The following is a 24,292-nucleotide window of genomic DNA, read 5'->3' on the forward strand; positions in this document are numbered from 1 at the left end:
CACGAACCCACGAACCCACGAACCCACGAACCCACGAACCCACGAACCCACGAACCCACGAACCCACGAACCCACGAACCCACGAACCCACGAACTCACGAACCCAGGAACCCAGGAACCCAGGAACCCACAAACCCACAAACCCACGAACTCACGAACTCACGAACCCACCCACGAACCTACGAATCCAAGAACCTATGAACCCAAGAACCTACGAATCCAAGAACCTATGAACCCACGAACCTGCATATCCAGTTAACTGTGAACGAACTCAGTATTTGATATCAATCGATGCTCACACTGTGCTAACGGACATCTGTTCCGCTATATTAGAATTCAAGAGGATTTTGAGTTTGTTACGGACATGAAAGCCGTTATTTGTGTTGTAACACCCAAAACCCCTTAATTTTAAGCAAATAGCGGATCCCATGTCCATTAAAATCTAAAAAGGAGCTAAATTGTATAATTAGCGGAACCTATGTCCGTAACTAGCCCATGCACCTCGGAAAATAACAGTCTCAATCGGATTGTAAAAGTACAAAAACGTTGATGGCCATTTGCTACCGCTCACACTGTGCTAACGGACATCTGTTCCGCTATATTAGAATTCAAGAGGATTTTGAGATTGTTGCGGACATGAAAGCCGTTATTTGTGTTGTAACACCTAAAACCCCTTAATTTTTAGCAAATAGCGGATCCCATGTCCGTTAAAATCTAAAAAGGAGCTAAATTGTATAATTAGCGGAACCAATGTCCGTAACTAGCCCATGCTACTTGCAAATAATAAGAGTCACAATCGGATTTTAAAAGTACGAAAACGTTGATGGCCACTTGATACCTCTAACACTGTGCTAACGGACATTAGTTCCGCTAAATAAGAATTCAAGAGGATTTTGAGTTTGTTACGGACATGAAAGCCGTTATTTGTGTTTTAACACCCAAAAACCCTTGATTTTTAGCAAATAGCGGATCTCATGTCCGTTAAAATCTAAAAAGGAGCCAAATCGTATAAATAGCGGATCCCATGTCCGTTATGTCCGTAACTAGCCATGCTACTTGCAATAATAAGAGTCACAATCGGATTTTAAAAGTACGAAAACGTTGATGGCCACTTGCTACCTCTAAAAGTTGCAGTTCAACGAGTTTAAACAAAATACGTCTTGCATGACGATCACTTATTCTAAGATGGTGCGCGAGTTCCAAAGGAGTTAGCGGTCGAAGTAGACGTCGTGCTAATCGTAAGGTTTCCGCTTCTGAGCACATCAGCTGAGAAGGCACATCGGATGCAATGAACTTGCCGATAAAAGCGAGAACTAGCTGCTGGCATTGTTGCGGTTCATCCGTGATAGATGGGTAAGCAACAGGCAGCAACATCCAACCATCAAGAGATAATAAACAAATGTCGTCTACATAGGTCTTTGAATCGCCTTACATCAAGATCTCTTGCATGGGATCCATAGCCTTGAATCTCAATCCCACCTTTTGCGCCTCCTGGCATATAGGCAAGATCCAGATAACGATAGCCATTATTGAAATCACGAACCTCCCATTCGGGAAGCAGGTGATCGAAATGACCGACAGCGGGAAACCATACTGAGCGTAGAAATTCAACTGTTCCGTGGCCTAGTCCCTTATTGAGCAATTGGAGTCTTCTCTGATTTTTCTCTGAATCCATATTCGCGTGTAACCATTCCTTATATTTGTGTTCAAATTGAGACACCTTGATCTACTCTCCCCCTAGTAAAATAAAAAACGCCGCCTTCATACAACCAACCCCATTTAGGGATTGTTTGTATAAAAGCGGCGTGTTCTTCACGACCTATGCTGTAAGTATATCGTCAGCTGATTATTTCATCAATAGCCGTCTTTTTAGCCCGAAAAAAATTAGTATTTTTAACATTAAAGTGCACTATCTGTTAATGGAAACCTGTATATTTAATGATATGCAGCATGCATAAAACACCCAAAGACTTTGATGGCATCAAGGACAAAATGAAGAAAATTAAATAGGAGGTTCGGCATGAAAGATAAGATTGTTATTATAACGGGTGCAAATTCTGGGATCGGAAAAGCAGCAGCGCTAAAATTTGCTACCGAGGGATATCATGTTATCATGGCTTGCCGCAATATGGAGATTAGTAAATCAGTGCAAAAAGAAATCACACAAGCAACAGACAATATCCACGTAGATTTGATGGAGCTGGATGTTTCTTCTTTTGATAGTATTCGTAAATTCTGCTCAGCTTTCATAGCCAAATACCCGCGTTTAGACATTTTAATACATAACGCTGCTTACTTAAATTATGGTGAGAAAGAATATAAACTTAGTCCTGAACATATCGAATTGTCATTTGCTACGAATACATTTGGTCCTTTTTTAATGACTAGTTTACTAACAGACCATCTTCAAAAATCGCAAGACCCGAGAATTCTTAACGCGTGTACGACAAATATTAAAAACTTCTTCGATCCAAAAAGAAAAATCGATTTCGATAATTTGCGCGGTGAATTCCGAAATAAGCGGCGTTACAACGTATATAAGATGTACGGAGACTCAAAAATGGCGTTATTGATTTTAACCTTCAAGTTGGCAGATCAATTGAAAAGCAGAGGAATTAAAGTCAACGCTCTTCAAATAAACCGGGTAAAACTATCAAAAGAAACGATAAACAAACTAAGCTCATTTTGGAAAGTGCTTGCTAGGGCTCAAAATTTGACTAATCCTATACCAGCCGGCATGGCAGACAACTATTTTTATATTTGTACCTCGGAAGAATTCCGCGATGTAACTGGCCAGCTAATCAATCACAAGAGAGAAATTGTTAAGCCATCCACAAGTGAAAAAGGTTTTGCACAATTGAAGAACATATTCGGTTCGGAAAGCTATCCTAATTACGCGAATGATAGTCAAAATGCTGAGAAACTATGGATTTTGAGCATGGAGTTAACTAGTAATTCTTTTGAGTTATAAGGCTGATAAGTAACTACAGCAACGATTCCTCCCGACATCGATACTCCTTCTAATTTGAACTTGATGAACCTACTGACTCTTCCAATTGCCCTGACTCCCGGCGCCGCTGACTCATGAATACCAAGGACAATGCAATTACCGTGAGGATAATCCCAAGCACTCGAAATCCTTCGAAGCTGAAGTTACCTCCCATTACGATGCCTATCAACAATGAAGAGAGAATGGTTCCCAGGTATCTTGATGTATTAAATATTCCGGATGCTACACCTATAATTTCTTTTGGAGAACTTTTGAACAAAGCCGCTTGCATACCGACATTGTTCAACCCGTTGCTAATACCAAATGCAGCTAAAGCCAAACATACACTAATAACCGGTGAAGTTTGGTTCAATGTCACTATCCATACTGACCCAAGTGTCATCAGTATTCCGGATAGTAGCAATGCGGGTCGAGGTCCTGATTTATCTATCCATCGGCCCGCTATTGGAGCAGTAACGAGCGAACAAAAGCCTAAGCTTAACATGAGAATCCCTGTATGGAACTCGCTGACATGACGTACCATTTGTAAGTAGGACGGAAGCCCGAAAAAGAGTGAGTAAAAAAGTACGTTAGTGAGCATAAATTCGACATTGAGCCAAGTCATCGCAGGATATTTGGCGAATGTGCGCAAAGGAATAAAGGGTGACTTCGCTTTGAACTCATGTCGTACAAAAGCCCCCAGTGCAACGAGGCCAATCAGCATGGCAATGACATTACTTAATGAGATTTGCCCAGATGATTTTGCTGAAAGTAATGAAGCGAGCAGGGCAACCAGACCCACTGTGAATAGCAGGATCCCTGACGCATCAATCAAATCAGACCATTTACGAAAGGACATGCCCTGTGCAACGGATATTGACGGTTCGTCCTTAGGAATATGCCTCCAAGATAATAGAAAGCTCAAAACCACGAATGGAATATTGACGAAAAAGATAGCAGGCCAGCCCCACCAGTGAATGATGACTCCGCCAATAAAAGGTCCAATTGCGGCCGCTCCGGATAGGAATATGGACAAAACAGACAGCGCAGTCGCTTGTTTCTCCGTAATATGAATTCGCACAATAGCCATTCCAACCGCAACCATCATGCTTGTTCCGATGGATTGCACAATGCGGAACACGATGAGCCACCCAAAGTTTGGTGATAGTGGCGCTAATAATGATGCAACGAAGGCTACAACAAGCCCGGTAAGATATATCTTCCTACGACCGAATAAATCGCTGGCCTTTCCCATGACAGGTTGAGCGATAGCACTTGCAATGTAAAAAGAAAAAATAATCCAGGACACAACTGTAAAGTCAAGTTGGAACACATTTTGCAGCCTTGGAAGAGCAACTGAAACCATTGAAGAATTTAATGGGTTCAATAGTATCCCAAGACCGACCGAAATCATTAACCACCAGTTGCGAACACTCATTTTTGGTCCCCCTAAAACATATTAATGTCATCTTACTTGAAATCGATTATTCATTCCAACGCATTTCATGTTATGATCTCATTGACTTGAAGGAATGAATGGAGTGTGCAAAATGGAACTTCTTCAACTGCAATATTTTCTCGTGGTCGCTCGTTTGGAACATGTAACCGAAGCTGCACGAAGTCTGCACGTTTCTCAATCGTCACTAAGCAAAACAATTGGGCGCTTGGAGGAGGATCTAGGGGTCCCTCTATTCGATCGAATAGGGAGGAGGCTGCGACTGAATGAGTTCGGCAGCAGATTCCTTCGCCGTGCGGAAAGGGCTTTGTTTGAATTGGAACAGGGGAAGCAGGAGATTAGCGATTTGTCCAGCCCGGAACATGGCACACTCGAATTGGCGGTGACCACCGCAAGCACGTTACCAAATATCCTTCGAGAGTTTCGGAAAAAGCAGCCCAATATCCAATTTCATGTGCAAATGCTGACCACGCAGGAAATGGTTACGCTTCTTCATAGAGGAGAGGTCGATTTCTGCTTGTCCTCACCTTCTATACAAGGGGATGACATTGAATGCCAAATCGTGTTCATTGACCCAATCCTTGTAGCTGTTCCAAAGGGGCATCGGCTGGCAGACCGAAGCAGCGTATCCTTGACAGAACTAAGGGATGAATGGTTTGTCGGTGTAAAGAAAGGTTACGGTACTCGCGATCTAGTGGACTCTATATGTAAATCGGTTGGATTTGTACCTAAATATGTGTATGAGGGAGATGAACCTGCAAGGCTAAGCACTCTTGTGGAAGCAGAAATTGGCATAGCCTTCATACCAAGTACGGCAAGGAATTCACGGGAACATATCAAATATCTCCAAGTAGATAATCACGAATTGGTACGGGAGATAGCTTTGTTATGGCACAGGAGTCGGTACATTTCGCGGGCTGCTCTGGAATTCCGTGAGGTCGTTGTACAATATTTTGGATCGATATCCAAACAGCTGCATGAAAAAACGAATTAAGATAAAAGACAAAGGAGCTCCACGCCACAATAGGCGAGGGGCTCCTTTGTCTTTGCGCCAAGAATGGGTGATATGCCAAGGTAATCCGTGTCATGAATTGATTTGTTTAGTGTTGAATTTGATTAGCACACCGCGAAAAACTCAGTCCTAACAAGGCGTGACGTTAGTCACAAATTGATTATTGATGGGAAGCCCTTGAGCTTATAGTATGAAGTCCAAAGCAATGATCATCAGACTAAGGTGAGGTGCAGACCATGAGTACAGAAGCAACGAACCACATTGATAAACCATATCTAATTGATACGGATGTCCATAATGGAATGAGGAGGTCAGAGGATTTACTTCCTTATCTCGCAAAGCCCTGGCATAGCCAATGGCTGGCAACTGGAACTGGAGTGGGAAGTCCCTATTATTCGCCTGTAGGGGTAATACGTAAGGATGCTGAACCAGATAGCGGAGGTGCCTCTGGAAGTGATCCGACGTATATGATTAAGGATCATCTGGATCGCTACGGCATTGATTATGCTATCTTGACAGGTGCGAGTGTATTGGAAATGTCAATCAATCCCGATTGTGACTACGGGAATGCCGTTGTCGCTGCTTATAATGACTATTTGGTGGATGTGTGGCTTAGTGCAAGTCCACGGTTTAAGGGCTCAATGGTCATTAATCATGCAGACCCGATAGCAGCAGCTAAGGAAATTGATCGTTTGGGTAAGCATCCGGATATCATCCAAGTTATTATGTGCAGCGGAGCTCGCACACCATTCGGACAGCGCTTTTATCATCCCATCTATGAAGCAGCGGAGCGGAATGGTTTACCAATGGCTATACACCCCGGTACGGAGGGGAGAGGAATTGCAGGGGCGCCAACTTCTTCTGGTTATCCTTCTCGCTATATGGAGTGGCACAATATTTTGCCTACCAACTATATGACTCACATCAATAGCTTAGTTTGTGAAGGGGTGTTCGAGAAATTCCCGAGCTTGAAATTTGTAGGTATCGAAGGCGGCATTGCCTGGCTTCCTCATCTCATGTGGAGGATGGATAAGAATTATAAAGCTTTACGAGATACTACACCATGGTTAAAAAAATCCCCCTCGGAATATATTCGAGAGCACATTTATTTGACAACACAGCCGATTGAGGAGCCGAAAAACCCGGAGCATCTCGTGCAGATCATTCAAATGAGCGGGATTGAGGATAGAGTAATGTTCTCCAGCGATTATCCACACTGGGATTTCGATCATCCTAAGCTAGCGCTTACTGCTTTTCCAAGAGAGATTCGGAGCAAGATACAGGCGACTACTGCGTCCAATCTATATGGATTACATGTAAGGCCGAACCTACAGTCAGGGGGGAAGCCGTGATCAATAATGGGATAAGAGTGTTGAAGGATATCAAGAGAGACCGTTGGATTTATATTCTCTTGGTGCCGGGTCTCATTTACTTCCTGCTGTTCAAATATCTTCCGATGGGCGGCGTCGTCATTGCTTTTCAGGACTATCATCCTTTCAAGGGATTCCTCGGAAGCGATTGGGTTGGAATGAAGCATTTTACTCGTCTGTTTGGAGATCCAGATTTCTTCAAGCTGCTGGGGAACACCTTAATGCTGAGCTTTTACAATTTGGCATTTGGGTTTCCCGCACCGATTATTCTGGCCTTAATGTTGAATGAACTTAGACATATGAGGTTCAAACGTACGATCCAAACGCTAATTTATATTCCTCATTTCATGTCATGGGTCGTTGTCGTTTCGATGTTCTTCGTCATTTTCGAATCACAGAATGGCTTGTTCCAATCTTTGTTAAAGACAGTGGGCTTTGAACCATTCTCTATTATGATGGATAGAGATTTATTCCGACCTATGTACATCTTGCAGGTGATCTGGAGAGAAAGCGGCTGGGGTACAGTTATTTACTTGGCTGCGCTGGCAAGCATTAGTCCTGAACTATATGAAGCCGCACGAATGGACGGCGCTAATCGTTTGCGACAAATATGGCATATTACGCTGCCAGGCATACGGAGTACGATTATCATCTTGTTACTATTAAGGCTGAGTGATGTTCTGGATCTGAGCTTCGAGCATGTTTATCTGCTGCTCAACTCGCTAAACCGTGAAGTCGGCGAAGTGTTCGATACTTACGTGTATCGCGTTGGATTGATCAATGGTCAACTCAGCTACGCGACTGCTGTAGGTCTATTCAAAGGCTTGGTTGGATTGGTTTTGGTTATGGTTGCTAACAGGGCAGCTAAACAAGCCGGGGAGGAGGGCATTTACTGATGAATGATAAAACTTTAGCCAGTCGAATGTTTGACGGAATTAATTCCACGCTGCTTGTTCTTTTCTCTATCGTGACCCTTGTGCCATTTATCCATATTATAGCTAGCTCATTTGCATCTACTGCCGCCTACAACGAGTCTAATTTCATGCTTTTCCCGACAGAGTTTTCCCTGAAAGCGTACGAATATATTTTCACAACGAATGCTTTGCCGAAAAGTCTATTAATTACCATCTTCATCACTGCTGCTGGAACAGTGCTCAGCTTGATTATCACTTCACTTACGGCGTATTCCTTGTCCAGAAGGAAATTACATTTCCGTAGGCTGATTATGTTCATGATTGTTTTTACGATCATTTTCCATGGCGGGCTCATCCCTGATTATTTGGTTGTTAAGGAATTGGGGCTGTTGAACTCTTACTGGTCACTCCTTGTTCCGAGAGCGATGATCCCTTTCTATCTCATCATTCTAATCAGCTTCTTCAGAGGTTTGCCGGAAGAGATTGAAGAATCGGCTAAAATGGACGGCTGCGGCGATTTGCGAATGCTGTTCCGTATCATCATCCCCTTATCCATGCCGGCGCTTGCCACATTAACATTGTTCTACGCTGTATACCAATGGAACACATATCTGCATGCCATTCTCTACATTACCGATTCAACAAAATGGCCGATCCAGGTGCTGATGCGACAAATCGTATTGATTTCGCAAGCTGGCTTTGTTGAGCAAGGAGTGGTAACAGGAGAGCAATCTATTCCAGCGGATACAATCAAGATGGCGGTAATCACGGTAGCGACCTTACCGATATTGTTAGTCTATCCGTTCTTGCAAAAGCATTTCTCAAAAGGGGTCCTCTTGGGCTCTGTTAAGGGATGATCGATTGGGAGGAATAGAGAGTGGAGAAACATTGGGTAGCAAGAAGAGATGAGGTTCATGAAGGGAAATGCAAGCTTGTCGCGGTAAAAGGCATTGAATTTGGGCTATTCGAGGTCAAGGGACAATTAGTCGCTTGGAGAAATGTATGCCCGCATTTCGGTGCTCCGGTGTGCAAGGGATCGATTACGAGTACACGGCTGCCTTCTCAGGTTTATGAATATAAATTAGGCCGTGAAAATGAAATTTTACGATGTCCTTGGCATGGATGGGAATTTGATCTTACGAATGGGGAACATTTGGTGGATCCCGAGGTGAAGCTTAGACGCGGCAATCTGGAGCATGAACACTTGGAAAAGGGAGAGCTGGAATTGAACAACGAGGACATCTATCTGCTGCTATAAAGGTACACAATTAGCGGTTAAATGATGGGGCGTCAATTGCGCCAGCATCTTTTAATAAATAAAATAGAACATAGAATGAGGGAGGTATTGATTTGAAAAAAGTTGTAGGTAACAAAACGTGGGGTCTGATGCTGTGTACGATACTGGTGCTTACAAGTGTATTGTCGGGATGCGGCAATGCGGAAAATGAGGAGGCTGGAAATAGCTCTAAGAGTCCTTCAACTGCTGCGAGTCCATCAACAACTGTAGATGTTTCGACGGATGTTGCTGCGGAAGAAATTGTGAACGTTTCCATGATGAACATTTATCACACTGACACGGCTCCAGCGGACGATGATGCGGTGATCAAGTCGGTTGAGGAGATATCTAAAGCAGATTTGAAAATGACATATGTTCCTTCTAACGTATATGCGGAGAAAATCAATGTTACGATGGCTTCCGGAGAAATGCCACAGATTATTATGGTAGATAATCCTTTTACAACCTCGATTATTAATGGTATTGAGTCTGGAATGTTCTGGGATATCACACCCTACCTAGATGAATTTCCTAACCTTGCAAACTATAACGAACAAATGTTGAACAATTTACAAATTGATGGGAAAATGTATGTTATACCTCGTCCTCGTCCGCTTGTCAGAAATGGATTGGTCATCCGTAAGGATTGGTTGGAGAAGGTAGGCTTGGAATTACCAACGACAGTTGATGAATTCTATCATTTGGTGAAGGCCTTCAAGGAGAAAGATCCAGACAGTAATGGAAAAGATGATACTTACGGTATGATGTTATACGAAGGTGTTATTCCTGCTGATCTCTATTCTTGGTTCGGGGCACCGAACAATTGGAAAGTCGAAGATGGTAAATTCATTAAAGATATAGAGACAGCAGAATACAAAGAAGGTCTGAAATTTGTTAGAAAATTGTATTCGGAAGGGCTGGTCAATGCGAATTTTCCAGTTGTTGTTCGTAATGAAGCAAGGAAGGATTTGTATAACAATAAGGTTGGTATCAGTCTTGAACCGCTAGATGCGGTTGTTACTTTCTATTATTTCCAAATGGAAGAAACCAAAAACCATTTTGATCTGATCGCTGGACATCCGATCGCAGGTAAAGCGTTCGCTACTGCAGGTCATTACGGCGGAGCGATGATTCCAAAGACCAGTGTGAAAACGGAAGACGAGCTCAAAAAGGTTTTGCGCTACTTCGATACCCAGAATAGTGCGGAAGCGACAGAAAAATTTACGAAGCTAGTGACTGAGAATGAAGAAAAGCCGGGTGACGAGAAATTCAATATTGACGATTTGAAAAACCTTATTGTCAACAATGCGGCGATGTATCCACCTGGGAAATCCGAATTGAATGTAATGCTGAAATCAAGAATGGAAGAGCATTCAGCTGTCAGTATTTCTGATCCGTCGATTGGGCTGATCTCTCCAACGCAAATAGAAAAAGGTGAACAATTAAAAACGGTTCTTCAAGACGCGTCCATCCAGTTTATTCTTGGTAAAATCGATGAAGCGAGTCTAGATGCTGCGATTGAGCAATGGAAGAAAATTGGTGGCAGCCAGGTAGCGAAGGAATTGGCAGAGTTATATTCTCAGAAATAATAACGTATAGAGGGGATTGCGTCCACAAGAGCAATCCCCTTGTAGTGAATTTTGTATCGAGATCATTTCAGGAGGCTTACATGAAACGATTCAAAACACCTAGTTTCTTTAAAAGCCTTGTTCTTATTAGTTGTATACTGGGAATCCTGCCTCTGCTCCTGCTAGGTTATTTGTCGTACACGAAATCTGCGACGATTGTTCAGGAGGAGGTTACAGCGGGAAACCGACTTATTCTGCAACAGAACAAGGAACAGGTGGAGTCCCATCTGAGAACAATCGATACGCTTACGACCCAGACGATCGGAGGACCAGTGACGACAAACGCAGTTTCCATGTCTACTGCGCTCGATCTTCCCTACCAATATGAGTATTTAACGACGTTTAAGAGCTTGATTTATAAGCTGGTACAAATCCAAGTATTCGAGCTGGGCATTAATGATGTTCATCTGATCAGCTTTCGTAAGAACTGGCTAGTGGAGAGTGGGTCCGTGTACCCCATGGAAGATCGAAAATCGAATAATGTACAGGATGAATATCTTCGACAATTGAAGCAGCAGCTTACAGCCTACCGAGACGATCAGAAGCGTTCCTATTGGAAGTTAATTAAAGATGAGAAGTTAGGCTTTGTATTAAAGCTGATTAAGCATATTCCTCTGAATTCCTCCGACCCCTATGGTTTGATCACGGTTAACATTCCCATGAACGAGATAAGTAAACGTTTAACCGGGGGAGGGCAGCTGGGAACCGTTATGATTGTAGATTCCGATGGGGTCATCCTCTCTCATTTGAATTCTGATAATATTGGAATGAAAGTACAGAATGAGCCTTATTATTCGGAGCTTCTGAATCAGACTGAGCGATCAGGATTTTTTGGCTATGAGATTAAGGGCAAGAAATATACAGGCATCTATAATCGGTCCCTATATAATCAATGGACTTACATTTCTCTAACCCCACTGGAGAGCCTAACTGAAAAGTCGAAAATCATAAGAGGTTATACAATCATCGCGATTGGTATTCTAATTGTTCTTATTGTTATCACTTCAATTATTGTTTCCCTTCGTATGTATTCACCAATTCGCCGAATTTATAGGTTCATCAAGCCTGATCTTATTCCGTTAAAGGGGAATGAGTTGCAGATTATTGGTGAGCAGGTTCAACAAATGGTACAATCGCAAACGAGAATGGTCGTTGAGATCGAGAGTTTGAACAGGCAAGCACGCGTATTCTACGTTATCAAGCTATTACTAGGAGATGTTAAGGCAGATGAGCTGGAAGACAATCTTGAAAAGTACGGTTATCCAGTTGATTGGGATCAGTGGTGCTTGATTGCTCTACAAATTGATACATTAGAAGAAACGCAATATTCGGAGAAGGATATTGACTTACTGTTATATGCGATTCATAACATGGTTGAAGAAATCATTCCTACAGGGATGAGGCTAAGTCCGATTATACAAAATCAGTGTCTGTTATTGTTTGTCGGCTCACCTGCTGATAGTGCCGTACCGTTTAAGGTACAGGTGTTCAATAATGCGGAAAGTATACAGCGAAATATAAAAGACTACCTAAAATTAAAGGTCAGTGTTGGCATTAGTCGAAGCTATAATCATTTCGTCCATGCGCCTGTGGCGCATCAGGAAAGCTTGGATGCCTTAGACTATCGCATTCGATTGGGGCAGGAGTCTATCCTCTTTATTGATGAGGTTCAACTAGAGAAGCAGGATCACTTTCGTTATCCTAAGGATATAGAGTTCCGTATTCTAGAAGCCGTGAGACAAGCGGATATTGTACAAGCAAAAGAGGGTCTGAAGCAAATCATTTCTCGTTTTTTCGAGAATCCTGTAAATCACTACGATTATCAAATATTTTTAGGTAGGTTATTAAATAATTTGACAGGACTGGTGCAAGATGCGGGAGCATCTGTTCAGATGATTTTTCAGAAGGATATTTTTACATCGGATATCTTGTTAAGAATGCAATCTCCTGAGAAGATTCAAACGTGGTTTGAACAAGAAATTCTTGTACCCTCGATCAAATGGATGGAGGATAAGCAAAGAAAACAAGAGGTTAATATCTCGAAAGAAATTATTGAAGCCATTCATGAGAGCTATGATAAGGATCTCAATATTGAGCTTTTTGCTGCCCGTCTAAATTATCATCCTAGCTATATTAGCAGGGTTTTCAAGAAGGATACGGGGATCAACTTCACAGAATATTTATCGCAATATCGAATCGAAGTGTCCAAGAAGTGGTTGAAGGAAACAGATATGAAGATTTCCGACATTGCTGAGACGCTGCGTTATAGCACAGCCTCGAATTTTAATCGTAACTTTAAGAAAATGGTACAAGTAACTCCGAGTCAGTATCGAGAGCAATTTAAATAGAGCGCCTCGTAAATTCCGCCATGACGACCGTAACAAACGTCAAGGTAAATAAAATTACCCACGTGGATTACAAAGAGTTGGACTTGCTTCGTAAGTTAATTAGCTGCGGGAAGTGGAGCAGCTAAGCCCCCAGCGAGCGCGGCAAAATCTTGCCACGTCGCGCGACGGGTATGAAGCCTGAGCATTTGATATTGAAACTAACCACCGTGGGAGTTCAAGTAGGGTGGTTACACTATCACGAAAAAATTCCAAATGAATTATCGTGGGGTCATAGCTCAGCTGGTAGAGCGCATCGCTAACAGCGATGAGGTCAGGGGTTCGAACCCCTAGGCTCCACCAAATAAACAATTCAACCACGTCTAGAGGATGTGGTTTTCTGTTTATTTGGTGGAGTGCCCATGGGGCGAACCCCGGGATTCAGTCCGCGCGGACGTAATGAAGTGATAAGACCTCGAAGCAATACATCAAATGGAGGAGCACGGCGTCTGAATCTACCGCTAAAGGTCCTCTTCGAGTAAGCTTCGTCAGTCTACGATCAAGATTCGGACATCCGTAATGGTTCGCCCGCGCGCAGTTGAAAATTGTTTTGCTAGTTAGAATTTACTTGCTACTTTAAACGCTTTTTCAAGACCTACCGCAATTATCTCTTCTGCTTTTTCTGGGAATTGATTGTGACCTTCTATCACTATTTTCTCTATATCATTTACTCCGAAGAAGCTCATCATACTTGCTACATATTTAACAGCCATTTCAACGTCAGCTTTTGGTCCTTCAGAATATACACCGCCACTAGCGTTTAATAATGCAATTTTCTTATTCCCCATAAGACCCACTGGACCGTCTGGTGTATATCTAAATGTTTTACCTGCTCGGTTTAAATAATCAATATATGTGTGTAGCACAGCTGGGATTGTTAGGTTCCATAACGGGAAACCAAACACAACTTTATCAACAGCGAGGAATTGATCTAAATATTTATCAGCAACAGCTACTGCTTTTGCTTCTTCTGCTGTTAACGTAAGTCCTTTACTCGTTTTAAAAGTGCCATTAATCATATCTACGCCTACATATGGCAATTCTTCCTTGTATAAATCAAGCTCTATTAATTTATCATTTGGATGCGATTCTTTGTAACTCGCAAAAAAAGCATCATATAATTTTACACTGATCGATTGATTTGCTGGGCGATTGTTTGCTTTTACGAATAAAACTGTTGTCATTTGTTCCTCCTGATGTTCACTACTCTATGGTGTTGTATCTTTAATTACTAAAAAGTTCATCATATTGGTTTCACAATATCTTTTTGAAACTATACTCCATATCTCCACCCATAGCAGTAGGTGTATCACCAGTTTCTCTGAAATCATGGGTATAAATTTTTTCGAACGGACCCCAATTTACTTGCTTATAAAATTCATAACAAGGGAATCCATCGTGTTCCCCTTGAATATCGACAATACCATCTTTTTTGACAAGTACAGTTAATAGATAGTCAACAGGAGGTGCTAATACATTTAATGGGTTGCTAGCACTTGCACTCATTTGAAATTTGACCTCGTTTGACCCCCATACAACATCCGTGCACAAAATGCCTTCCGTACTAGCTTTTCCTGATCTTTTATTAATGGAACCATCAGGAGTTGTTATTTTTTCTGTTGTTATGCCCGTATTCACATATGTGAATATTTCTTTTTTGTAGAAATCTACAATTACTTCTTGTTCAATTCTTGAACGCATAGTGTTTACTGCATAAGGTGTAAACTCACGTGAGTCACCTTCGAATTCGATTGTGTTTCCCGTTTGAATATCTTTCCTAGGTTCAATCCAAGATATTGGAATAAATACACTTGCTCTAACTTTAACGATAGTAGTCATGAGAACACACCTCTGTAAGTTTAATGTGGTTTAGGTTGAAAAATTAATATTTATGTCTAGATTGTCGCTTTGAAATGGTATTCCATTTCCCCAGCTAGTGCTGCTGGAGTGTCACCCGTTTTTCTGAAATCATGTGTATATATGCATTCAAATGGGCCAAAATCTGTTTGTTTATAAAATTCATAGCAAGGGAACCCATCATGGGAACCTTCGATATGCGCGACCCCACTTTTGTTAACGTTTATAGTTAATACATAGTCAGATGCAGGTGCTGCTGTATTCAAAGGATTTTTGGCACTTGCCCTCATTTCGAAAGAAACCTCATCAGCGCCCCATACAACATTCGTACATACAATGTTTTGTGTATCTGTTTTTCCTTTTTGATGTTCAATAGAACCGTCTGGATTTGTAATTTTTACAGTCGTGATACAAGCATCTGCAAATGTGAAAATTTCTTTTTTATATAAATCAATAATTACTTCTTGCTCTAATCTTGACCGCATAGTGTTTACAGCATTGGGTGTAAATTCACGAGCATCCCCAGTATATTCTAAGATCCTTCCTGTTGAGGGATCTTTAATAGGTTCCAACCAGGCATACGGAGCAAATACACTGCCTCTAATTTTAACGATGTTAGCCATGAGAACCCTCCATACTCTAATAAATTTGTCTCGGTGAATCCTAGTTCTTTCATAATTACAATATAGTCAATTTGATTGACTATATTTCGTATAGTACAATGAACCTCAAACAAAGTCAACCTAATTGACTTTATTTAAGGAGGTTTTATGTGTGAATCATCACGATTTTAAAGATTTAGATCTAACATCCCTTTTATCATTATCTTTTAGTGTATCGATTAATGAACTACATGACAGATTGAGTGAATTGGGATTTGATGATATTAGACCTGTACATGGTTTTATGTTTAAATGTATTAATCCTAATGGAGCAACAGGTATAGAGCTAGCCGAATATTTAGGGATTACAAAGCAAGCTGTGAGTAAAATGGTGGATTATCTCGAGCAATGTGGTTATGTCATACGTAAAACTCATCCCACTGATAATAGAGGGAAAATTATTGTTTTAACCGAACGAGGTTGGTTAGTAGTGAAGGCAAAAGAGAAGATACTTACTGAGATTGAGCAACGTTGGATTAAAACTATAGGAGTTGAACGACTACAAATGCTCAAAGAAGATTTAACGAAATTTATTCATGAAGCAAATGAAGGTAATTTACCAAAGAGAGTAAGACCTATCTGGTAATGATGGAAAATTTAAACACCTCCTATGACATGAAGTGCACCCTCTAGAATTTCTTCAGTCTCATTCTACCGCTAGGGTTAGCATCATCGAAATGTCTCTATTCCGTTTATTAACCTTTTGCTATATACAATTTTTCTAGGCAGCGGAATCGGACGCGCAAGTTGGATAAAGCTGGCGCAGAACGGAGCGAAAGTCGTTGCGGTCGATTTCAATCAAACAACGGGGGAAGAGACGCTCGTACTCATACGAGAACATGGTGGTGATGGCGTCTTCATTCAAGCCTACGGCCTCGCAGTATACTCCGCGAGCAAGCATGCTATGATAGGATTGACGAAGTCGGCGGCTTTGGAATACGTGAAAAAAGGTATACGCATCAATGCGATTTGTTCAGGCGGCGTCTATACGACATTGACGCAAGCCGTTCCTTTGATGATACAGGAGACCGGCTACGTGCCAGAGGAGTTCCCGAACATGCGAATGATTCGGTTTGCTGATCCATCAGAAATAGCAGAGATGGTGGTCTTCTTGGCTTCCAACAAATCCAGCTATATGACAGGTTCAGTCATTGTCGTATACGGTGGTTTGAAGCTGTAAACGCGATTCATGTTGATAGGATGTTTCAACCAAAGGAATACTCTTCGCTTTTGTAGTAACGCGGATTAACTCCGTCCCTTAGGGGCGGAGTTTTTTGCGATTATATCAAGAATGGACGGATCGATAACTGGAAACCCCTACTACATATAATTTGCTAAGCGAAAGCCTTTTCGTTTTGGAGATACATCTAGCAGGCAAAATCCTTCATTTTTGGTCATACTTTTTCTTTCCTAAGCATCGCGGCGTACTCGAACGTAGAACCATCAAATTCAAAAAAACCTTGTCCCACGAGGCCTTCCCCTAAAATCTGGTGAACAAACAGGAATGCCATCTGCTGACGAAAAAGGGTGCAGTTTTAGATGAAACTAAAGTTAAACTAGTTCCGCTGCTATGACGGATTATAATGGGAATAACACAGAGGAGGTAAATTTAATGATGGATAACCAAGCGCAAGCCAGTATTCAAGTATCATCTAAGCTTCCTGTTTCCTATACACCAGATGTGGTCGTGGTGGGTGGCGGAGCATCCGGTATTGCAGCAGCTATGGCTGCCGCTCGTAATGGGGCGGAAACCTTATTGATCGAGCAAAGAGGGTATTTAGGAGGAATGGGAACAGCAGCGCTGGTACCAGCATTCTGCCCTTATACGGATGGTGAGAAACCTATCATACGGGGGATTGGACTGGAGCTGCTTGAGAAGATGAAACATGCTGCCGGTGAAGCCTTCTACAGTCGTAATAAGGATAGATTAGATTGGGTAGCTATCGATGTTGAGACCCTAAAGGGTGTGTATGACCAGGAGGTATTGGAAAGCGGCGCAAAAATTTTATTTCACACCTTTGCCGATCAGGTTCTGTTGGAGGGAGATCGCATCAGCGGTCTTGTGATAAGTAATAAATCCGGACGCTCGGTAGTCCAAGCTAAGCTGTATATCGATACGACAGGGGATGCGGATCTCGCAGCGCTTGCTGGCGTTCCGTTCCAGACCGGGGGAGAGCAAGGTGAATTGCAGCCAGGCACCATGTGTTATTTAGTCACAGGAGCGAACAAAGCTCGCTTTGATCAATTTCTAATAGATACGGAACAAAATATAGCCTTGGAGAATACCGTCATAGAAGCACAGCAAAATGGGGATCTTCCACAAGGACGTAAGCGTATTTCAGGCATTGCTTGGATTACGGATACGGTTGCTGGCTTTAACTTTGGACATATATTTGGAATTGATGGCACAAAGGCGGAGGATTTAACCCGTGCGGCTATCGAAGGACGGCAATTAATTCAAGTTCAAATCCAATTTTTGCGTAAATATGTGCCTGGGTTTGAGGATATCCATCTCGTTCATTCCGGTGATCAAATTGGTATTCGTGAAACAAGGCGGATCGCAGGTGACTATACACTGGTCGTGGAAGATTACATGTCGATGCGATCGTTTGAGGATGATATTGCGCGCAACGCCTACTTCATTGATATTCATCTCGCAAATGCCAGCAGCACAATGACCATCAAGTATTTGCCAAAAGGAAAATCACATGGCGTCCCTTATCGCTGCATGCTGCCACAAGGTAAATCTAATCTTATTGTAGCTGGACGTTCCGTCTCATCCGATCGTCCGGTACAGGGCTCGCTCCGTGTAATGCCTAACTGCTTTGCGATGGGGCAAGCCGCAGGTACGGCAGCGGCCATGGCTAGTAGGGACGGAGGAGGATTCCGCGAAATATCCGTTTCCGGACTTCAGCATAGGCTAATCGAGCAAGGCGCTTGGCTTGGGGAGCGGCCGGGTTACGCAGAGCATGATCAAGCCGCTATTTCTGGTCATATTGAATTTGAAGAGGAGTGCTAGGTGCTGCTAATAATGATGAAGATCGACCTCCTGTTAAGTTTTACAGGGGAGTCGATCTTTTGTTTTATTATAGGTTGAAGCTGCATTTCCAGATATACTAAATAAGCAAAGCATAGGAGGTCAATGAACTTATGTATCGATTAGTTATTGTAGACGATGAATCTACCGTTCGCTTTGGACTAAGCAATTATTTTGACTGGAGTCAATACGGCATTGAGGTCGCAGGTGAGGCTGATGATGGGGATGTTGCATTAGAGGTCATCGAGCGGGTCAGACCGGATATTGTGCTTACGGATGTGCGTATGCCCCATATGGATGGAATCCGGTTATCCAATGAAATTAAGGCACGGTTTCCAACCACCCAAATTGTGTTTGTCAGTGGCCATGATGATGTGGATTATCTCAAGTCTGCGCTGAAGGTCAATGCGGTTGACTATGTATTCAAGCCAGTAAATATGCAGGAGCTGGCCACCGTTATTGAGCGCGTAGTGGCTGTGTTGCAAGAGGCGGAGCAAGAACGCACATATATAGTAGATATGCAGGTAAAGCTTACGCAGAGCATGCCTTTACTGCGCGAGAAGTTTCTCATGTCCTTGATTCGCGATGGGGTCACACATCCGGGGCGTATTAAGGATAAGCTTGATTTCCTGGGGCTTGATCTGCCGATGACGGCTGATTACTGGACGATTCTAGTGAACATCGATGATAGCGCAATCGTCGTCTTAACTCGCTCCGAGCGGGATCAACAATTGCTTTCCTATTCCGTTCTTAATATTATCCAGGAATTAATCGATCAGCAAATGCATGGATATATGTTTGAGAATAGAAATGGTGAGTTCGTAGGTATTCTGAGAATGGGAAAGGAGGATAACCAAGAGGAGCAATTATTCCGTTTAGCAGAGGAGATTCGGGATAATCTCCAGCGATGGCTGAAGATAAGTGTGACGATCGGAGTTGGCGAGCGCATCTCATCCCTGTCTTCATTGCCTCAATCGTATACCCAGGCGCGTGAAGCTGCTGATCAGAGATGGTTTTTGGGCAAAAATCATATCATATCGATCGATAATTTACAGCAGGATAAGAATAGCTTCTATCGATTTGATCTTGCCCAAGGAGAACGTATCTTGTCTATGCTGAAAGCAGCGGATAAGGATAAGCTGCTATCAGAGCTGGATAAGGTTTTTGAACCGTTGGCACGCAGCCGCAAGGAAGGATTTGTTACCTGTCGATATGTCAGCTTGCAATTGATTCTATTAACAAGCCGTCTTATGCTGGAATTAAATATGCTGGCACCGGAAATAGGGGACAAGGATGCGCTGCTCTGGGAGCAGGTTTTTAAGCAGGAGACAATGCTTGATTTAAGGGCCATTGTAGAAGCTCATCTGCTTGAGGTATGTGAACGTGTTGGTGAGAAGCGAAATGGCAAGCCCAAAAATGTGATTGAGAGAATCCATCTCTTGGTTGATCAGCGCTATGCGGAAAATTTACAGGTAGGCGATATCGCCAAGGAGGTTTTTTTATCCCCTACTTACTTATGTCTCTTATTTAAACAGGAGACGGGGGAAACGATCAATGAATACATCACAAGGGTCAGGATCGAGAAGGCAAAGGAGCTGCTCAGCGATCCACGCAATAAGTTCTATGAGGTCTGCTATATGGTGGGTTACTCTGATCCCAGCTATTTCAGTAAATTATTTAAGAAGGTTACAGGTCTCACACCGAGTGCCTTCCGCGATCAATAGATAGGAAGGTGGTGAAGCAGGATGAAGAGACTCCTGAAGAGACGTTGGGACTACGGCTTGTTGATCTTGAAGGGAGTTATGGCGGCTAAGTCATGGCTGTTGGCCTATGTTGTATTCATTCTGATTCCTGCATCGATTCTACTATATGGATATACGCAGAAATCATCGCAGATTCTGGTAGAAGAAGTAAGTTATACGATGCTGCAAACGCTTAAACAAGCGAGTATTAATCTGGATTATCAGTTTGACTCCGTACGAGATACATCCAATATTATTTTTATGAACCCCAAGCTGCATCAATATTTAAGCAGCACGGCAACAGTTGGGCAGCAGCTTGATTCACTCAAGGAGCTGCGATATTTGGTTGATAATGCCCAAACGAATCCGAATGTATTCCGAGTGCGATTGTTTGTGAATGGGAATCGATTGTATGCTGGCGAAAAAGTCAATTTTTTTACGCTGGATACCTTGAAGGATAGGCCTTGGTATCAACAAGTGAGGGATGCAGGAGGTACAATGCTGTGGACAGGTGCTTATTTAGAATCTTATATAGATACTGAATCCACCTATGTGTTCTCGGGTGCAAGAATTCTAAGGGACCCTGACGATTATGAAGAGATTTCAGGGTATTTATTGATTGATGTAGCTGAGAAAACGATCGAGCATATTTTGTCCAAAATGAAGCTGACCAATGAAGGGCATATTTATTTGGCAGCTCCGGATGGAACGATTTTATCCAGTAACGAAAAGGAATTACTGGGGACCACCTTGAAATCAGCGGAGGTGTTGGAGGCATTAGGGCAAAAGGACGAAGGAATCGTTCCTCTGATGAAGGATAAGAATCCTCGATATGTGATTTACACTAACGTTCTTTCAACAGGCTGGCGGCTAGTGGCAGAGGTACCCAAAGCAGAGATAACCTCTCGTGTGATTGCGTTGAATCAATTTTCAGGCGTAGCGACTTTATTTGGTGTTACCATTCTATTTTTGCTGCTTGTATTCATATTGCTCGCTGTGATTGTACGTGGGATGAACCGCAGGATACAGACAGTCATCATGGCGATTAAGCGGGAAGGCATTGACAGCTTGGACGACCGCATTGGAACTTCCGATGCTTTGCTAGAGAATAGTGTCGATCATTTGATACATAGAGTTCATGATTTGATGGAGGAAACCTATCGATCCAAGGTACAGGAGCGGGAAGCGCAGCTGCGTGCTTTGCAGGCACAGATCAATCCACATTTCTTATACAATACGCTGGATACCATTAATTGGATTGCGATTGGACGTAATGCTCATGATATTAGCCAGATGATTGATGGTTTGGCCAAATATTTTAGGCTTAGCTTGAACAAAGGCAGAGATTTAGTAAGCATAAGCGATGAGCTTAATTTGGCCAAGGTTTACTTGGAAATTCAGCAAACACGTTTTCCTAAGAGTTTCACCTTTTATTTTGAAATAGACGAAGACCTGGATCGTTATGAAATGCCCAAGTTGACGCTCCAGCCCCTAGTGGAAAACGCACTACTGCATGGGATACGTAAATCAAAGAGTAAATCGGGAACGATCCGAATCCGAGCTTGCAGGGATGGTGAAGATCTGGTCCTGTCCGTTACGGATGATGGGATTGGCATGGAGCAAGAGCTTGCCTGCAGTTTGCTGACCAAGCCGCAGCCGGACCTGCATTCTGATGGGGCGGGCAGTTCTTATGGCTTATATAATGTAAATGAGAGAATCAAATTGTTTGCAGGGGAAACCTATGGTTTGGATATTTATTCGAAGCTTGGTGAAGGTACTACGGTTTCGGTTCGTTTTAAAATGAAATAACATGGCTAAATAGAGGCTGTCCCAGTGGTAGATTTTCTACTTGTGGGGCAGCTTCTTTGCGTCTTGTAAATACCTTAAGATTTTACCTGAAACCAAAATATTACCATCTACAAATGGATGGGGCCTCTCTTTATAATTTGAATATAAGAACACGGAGGTGAGCCAACTTTGAGTAGGATACGGGCAGAGCATGAACAGCAAACAGCTCACATGAAGACGAAGTCAATAAATAAGAGCCGCTGGAAGATCATTAAAAATAATTACGAACTGTATTTATTACTGATTCCTGGCTTGATATTTTTGCTGCTATTCAAATATGCACCGATGTATGGCATCATCATTGCCTTTCAGGAGTTCAACATTTTTGATGGGTTTATCGGAAGCAAATGGGTTGGGCTGGATCAATTCGAGAAGCTTATTCATTCGGATGAGTTTTATCAGGTGTTCAAGAATACGCTTTTAATCAGCTTTTATAAAATCGTCCTGCTCTTCCCGATCCCTATCATCATAGCACTCTTCCTGAATGAGGTTCGCAAGGCCTTTTTCAAGAAGACGATCCAGACGATCATATTTCTGCCGCATTTTTTGTCTTGGATCATTATTTCTGGGCTATTCATGAATATCCTTTCTCCGTCAGGAGGGCTGGTGAATCATGTGATCGAATGGCTGGGGGGGAAGCCGATTTCCTTTTTCCTCGATAATGACTTTTTTCGAAGCGTTGTTGTTTTTACAGCAGGTTGGAAGGAATCCGGTTGGAATGCCATCATCTTTATCGCAGCTATTGCGGGAATAGAACAAGAACAGTATGAGGCAGCCGCCATAGATGGCGCAGGACGGATTAGACAGATGATTAACATTACACTTCCAGGTATACTGCCAACGATTATCTTGATCTTTATTTTACGCTTAGGCTACTTGCTTGAAGCTGGAACCGAGCAAATATTGACGATGTATAATTCGGTTGTATATACATCAGGAGATGTGATCGGAACCTTCGTATACCGCCAAGGACTTGGTCAGCAGGATTATAGCTTTAGCACGGCAGTCGGCCTTTTCAACTCGGTTGTCGGTTTGATCTTGATCGTATTTGGTAACGAGCTAAGCAAAAGATTAGTTAAACGCAGCATATGGTAGATGATGTTTACGATGTTAGTTTTACTACGGAAAAATCTAAGGGGGTGTGAATGTTGCATAAAAAAACGATGGGCGATCGGTGCTTGGATCTGTTTATCTACCTGTTTCTTCTTCTCATGGGAGCAGTGACCCTGCTGCCACTAGCCAACGTACTGTCCAAATCGGTGAGCGATGAGTCAGCCGTCATATCCGGCAAGGTGGGAATTTTCCCGGTAGGCTTTCAACTGCAAACGATGAAATATGTTATATCCTCCAATCAATTTATAAATTCCATAGGGATTTCCTTACTAGTCATGATTGCAGGAACAGTGCTTGCGATTGCATTAACAGCCTTGACGGCATATCCCTTATCCAAAAGAAATCTCCCAGGAATTTCCTTCATTATGCTGCTATTTATATTCACAATGCTCTTTAATGGCGGAATTATTCCTAACTATCTGTTGATGAAGGAGCTTCATCTGATCAATAGTCTATGGTCCTTAATTCTTCCAGCTTTAATTAGCGTATTCAATATGCTAGTCATTAAAAGCTATTATGAATCACTTCCGGAATCATTAGAAGAGTCGGCCAAGATGGATGGCGCCCGCAACTTCACTGTCTTGTTTCGTATCGTTATCCCATTAAGTGGTCCGGTTCTGGCAACTATCGCCCTCTTTTATGCCGTATATTACTGGAATGATTACTTTAATCCGATGCTTTACATTAACGACGCAGGCTTAAAGCCACTGCAGCTATACCTGCGTGACATCGTTATGGATGCAGACAGCTCCTCGGCTATGAATAAGAGTGTTGACGATCTGATGAATGTATCCCCAGAAGGTGTTCGTTCTGCAACGGTTATCGCTTCGATCATACCGATGCTTCTCGTCTATCCTTATTTGCAGAAGCACTTTGTCAAAGGCGTTCTGATTGGCTCTGTTAAAGGCTAATGACTTGAATTACCTGACCTTATTGCATTAATGCCCACGATGTGCACATCAAGGGTTTAATGATATAGTACAGAAATGATTAGGGAGGTCTAC

The 24,292-nt window shown here is 42.5% G+C and carries 19 protein-coding genes, 1 tRNA gene and 2 pseudogenes; 17 read left to right on the forward strand and 5 right to left on the reverse strand.

Annotated elements, in window-relative coordinates; all coding sequences use genetic code 11:
* Positions 1–1,071 precede the first annotated feature (1,071 nt).
* Positions 1,072–1,675 (reverse strand): annotated as a pseudogene (locus tag AC787_RS05660) (transcriptional regulator).
* Positions 1,676–2,020: 345 nt separating this feature from the next.
* Here AC787_RS05660 and AC787_RS05665 point away from each other — a divergent pair.
* Positions 2,021–2,971, forward strand: a complete 951-nt coding sequence (locus tag AC787_RS05665; protein ID WP_054023886.1) for an SDR family NAD(P)-dependent oxidoreductase — start codon at positions 2,021–2,023, stop codon at positions 2,969–2,971.
* A gap of 49 nt (positions 2,972–3,020) precedes the next feature.
* Here AC787_RS05665 and AC787_RS05670 read toward each other — a convergent pair whose 3' ends face one another.
* The gene (locus AC787_RS05670; RefSeq protein ID WP_054023887.1) at positions 3,021–4,427 is read right to left on the reverse strand and encodes an MFS transporter; all 1,407 of its coding nucleotides are present in this window, start codon (positions 4,425–4,427) and stop codon (positions 3,021–3,023) included.
* A gap of 112 nt (positions 4,428–4,539) precedes the next feature.
* On the opposite strand from AC787_RS05670, the gene AC787_RS05675 reads away from it, so the two are divergent.
* The 9 genes and pseudogenes from AC787_RS05675 (at position 4,540) to AC787_RS05710 (ending at position 13,332) form a co-directional block, all read left to right on the forward strand.
* On the forward strand, positions 4,540–5,439 hold the full coding sequence (locus AC787_RS05675) for a LysR family transcriptional regulator (protein WP_054023888.1): 900 nt from the start codon (positions 4,540–4,542) through the stop codon (positions 5,437–5,439).
* A gap of 254 nt (positions 5,440–5,693) precedes the next feature.
* Positions 5,694–6,809 (forward strand): amidohydrolase family protein, encoded by a 1,116-nt coding sequence (locus AC787_RS05680; protein ID WP_054023889.1) that lies wholly within the window; start codon positions 5,694–5,696, stop codon positions 6,807–6,809.
* Positions 6,810–6,820: 11 nt separating this feature from the next.
* Positions 6,821–7,723, forward strand: a complete 903-nt coding sequence (locus AC787_RS05685; RefSeq protein ID WP_414730970.1) for an ABC transporter permease — start codon at positions 6,821–6,823, stop codon at positions 7,721–7,723.
* Complete coding sequence (locus AC787_RS05690) at positions 7,723–8,598, forward strand: carbohydrate ABC transporter permease (protein WP_054023891.1); 876 nt, start codon at positions 7,723–7,725, stop codon at positions 8,596–8,598. Before AC787_RS05685 ends, AC787_RS05690 begins: the two co-directional genes overlap by 1 nt.
* Before the next feature lie 20 nt (positions 8,599–8,618).
* A complete protein-coding gene (locus AC787_RS05695) occupies positions 8,619–8,999 on the forward strand; it encodes a Rieske (2Fe-2S) protein (RefSeq protein WP_054023892.1) in 381 nt (126 codons plus the stop codon).
* 92 nt (positions 9,000–9,091) lie between these two features.
* Complete coding sequence (locus AC787_RS05700) at positions 9,092–10,606, forward strand: extracellular solute-binding protein (protein ID WP_054023893.1); 1,515 nt, start codon at positions 9,092–9,094, stop codon at positions 10,604–10,606.
* An 80-nt stretch (positions 10,607–10,686) separates the two neighbouring features.
* The gene (locus tag AC787_RS05705; RefSeq protein ID WP_054023894.1) at positions 10,687–12,993 is read left to right on the forward strand and encodes a helix-turn-helix domain-containing protein; all 2,307 of its coding nucleotides are present in this window, start codon (positions 10,687–10,689) and stop codon (positions 12,991–12,993) included.
* Positions 12,994–13,013: 20 nt separating this feature from the next.
* Positions 13,014–13,292 (forward strand): annotated as a pseudogene (locus AC787_RS34670) (hypothetical protein).
* Positions 13,258–13,332, forward strand: a tRNA-Val gene (locus AC787_RS05710). The pseudogene AC787_RS34670 and the gene AC787_RS05710 overlap by 35 nt, the downstream one beginning before the upstream one ends.
* A 254-nt stretch (positions 13,333–13,586) precedes the next feature.
* Here the strand turns inward: AC787_RS05710 and AC787_RS05715 are convergent.
* From AC787_RS05715 to AC787_RS05725, 3 genes are all read right to left on the reverse strand, one after another.
* Positions 13,587–14,213 (reverse strand): FMN-dependent NADH-azoreductase, encoded by a 627-nt coding sequence (locus tag AC787_RS05715; protein ID WP_054023895.1) that lies wholly within the window; start codon positions 14,211–14,213, stop codon positions 13,587–13,589.
* Between the two features lie 70 nt (positions 14,214–14,283).
* On the reverse strand, positions 14,284–14,868 hold the full coding sequence (locus AC787_RS05720) for a DUF3238 domain-containing protein (protein WP_054023896.1): 585 nt from the start codon (positions 14,866–14,868) through the stop codon (positions 14,284–14,286).
* Between the two features lie 56 nt (positions 14,869–14,924).
* Entirely contained in the window at positions 14,925–15,509 is a 585-nt protein-coding gene (locus tag AC787_RS05725) for a DUF3238 domain-containing protein (RefSeq protein ID WP_054023897.1), read from the reverse strand.
* A 151-nt stretch (positions 15,510–15,660) separates the two neighbouring features.
* Between AC787_RS05725 and AC787_RS05730 the strand changes: the two genes are divergently transcribed.
* From AC787_RS05730 to AC787_RS05760, 7 genes are all read left to right on the forward strand, one after another.
* Complete coding sequence (locus AC787_RS05730; RefSeq protein WP_054023898.1) at positions 15,661–16,134, forward strand: MarR family winged helix-turn-helix transcriptional regulator; 474 nt, start codon at positions 15,661–15,663, stop codon at positions 16,132–16,134.
* 99 nt (positions 16,135–16,233) lie between these two features.
* Positions 16,234–16,728 carry an SDR family oxidoreductase gene (locus AC787_RS05735; protein ID WP_063847490.1) on the forward strand — a complete coding sequence of 165 codons (495 nt, stop codon included), beginning with the start codon at positions 16,234–16,236 and terminating at the stop codon, positions 16,726–16,728.
* 432 nt (positions 16,729–17,160) lie between these two features.
* Positions 17,161–18,567: an FAD-dependent oxidoreductase gene (locus AC787_RS05740; RefSeq protein WP_235560911.1), complete on the forward strand. Its 1,407-nt coding sequence runs from the start codon at positions 17,161–17,163 to the stop codon at positions 18,565–18,567.
* 131 nt (positions 18,568–18,698) lie between these two features.
* Positions 18,699–20,309 (forward strand): response regulator, encoded by a 1,611-nt coding sequence (locus tag AC787_RS05745; RefSeq protein ID WP_054023900.1) that lies wholly within the window; start codon positions 18,699–18,701, stop codon positions 20,307–20,309.
* Positions 20,310–20,330: 21 nt separating this feature from the next.
* Positions 20,331–22,136 (forward strand): sensor histidine kinase, encoded by a 1,806-nt coding sequence (locus AC787_RS05750; RefSeq protein ID WP_054023901.1) that lies wholly within the window; start codon positions 20,331–20,333, stop codon positions 22,134–22,136.
* A gap of 210 nt (positions 22,137–22,346) precedes the next feature.
* Positions 22,347–23,270, forward strand: coding sequence for an ABC transporter permease (locus AC787_RS05755; protein WP_054026919.1), 924 nt, complete (start codon positions 22,347–22,349; stop codon positions 23,268–23,270).
* A gap of 50 nt (positions 23,271–23,320) precedes the next feature.
* Complete coding sequence (locus AC787_RS05760) at positions 23,321–24,199, forward strand: carbohydrate ABC transporter permease (RefSeq protein ID WP_054023902.1); 879 nt, start codon at positions 23,321–23,323, stop codon at positions 24,197–24,199.
* Positions 24,200–24,292 lie beyond the last annotated feature (93 nt).

Origin of the sequence: Bacillus sp. FJAT-28004 (assembly GCF_001280845.1) — a bacterium.
Classification (GTDB): Bacteria; Bacillota; Bacilli; order Paenibacillales; family Paenibacillaceae; genus Pristimantibacillus.

Coding starts and splice junctions, on each gene's coding strand:
- AC787_RS05665 (WP_054023886.1), top strand. CDS start 2,021: ATGAAAGATAAGATTGTTATTATAACGGGTGCAAATTCTGGGATCGGA.
- AC787_RS05670 (WP_054023887.1), bottom strand. CDS start 4,427: ATGAGTGTTCGCAACTGGTGGTTAATGATTTCGGTCGGTCTTGGGATA.
- AC787_RS05675 (WP_054023888.1), top strand. CDS start 4,540: ATGGAACTTCTTCAACTGCAATATTTTCTCGTGGTCGCTCGTTTGGAA.
- AC787_RS05680 (WP_054023889.1), top strand. CDS start 5,694: ATGAGTACAGAAGCAACGAACCACATTGATAAACCATATCTAATTGAT.
- AC787_RS05690 (WP_054023891.1), top strand. CDS start 7,723: ATGAATGATAAAACTTTAGCCAGTCGAATGTTTGACGGAATTAATTCC.
- AC787_RS05705 (WP_054023894.1), top strand. CDS start 10,687: ATGAAACGATTCAAAACACCTAGTTTCTTTAAAAGCCTTGTTCTTATT.
- AC787_RS05715 (WP_054023895.1), bottom strand. CDS start 14,213: ATGACAACAGTTTTATTCGTAAAAGCAAACAATCGCCCAGCAAATCAA.
- AC787_RS05720 (WP_054023896.1), bottom strand. CDS start 14,868: ATGACTACTATCGTTAAAGTTAGAGCAAGTGTATTTATTCCAATATCT.
- AC787_RS05725 (WP_054023897.1), bottom strand. CDS start 15,509: ATGGCTAACATCGTTAAAATTAGAGGCAGTGTATTTGCTCCGTATGCC.
- AC787_RS05740 (WP_235560911.1), top strand. CDS start 17,161: ATGATGGATAACCAAGCGCAAGCCAGTATTCAAGTATCATCTAAGCTT.
- AC787_RS05745 (WP_054023900.1), top strand. CDS start 18,699: ATGTATCGATTAGTTATTGTAGACGATGAATCTACCGTTCGCTTTGGA.
- AC787_RS05750 (WP_054023901.1), top strand. CDS start 20,331: ATGAAGAGACTCCTGAAGAGACGTTGGGACTACGGCTTGTTGATCTTG.
- AC787_RS05755 (WP_054026919.1), top strand. CDS start 22,347: ATGAAGACGAAGTCAATAAATAAGAGCCGCTGGAAGATCATTAAAAAT.
- AC787_RS05760 (WP_054023902.1), top strand. CDS start 23,321: ATGTTGCATAAAAAAACGATGGGCGATCGGTGCTTGGATCTGTTTATC.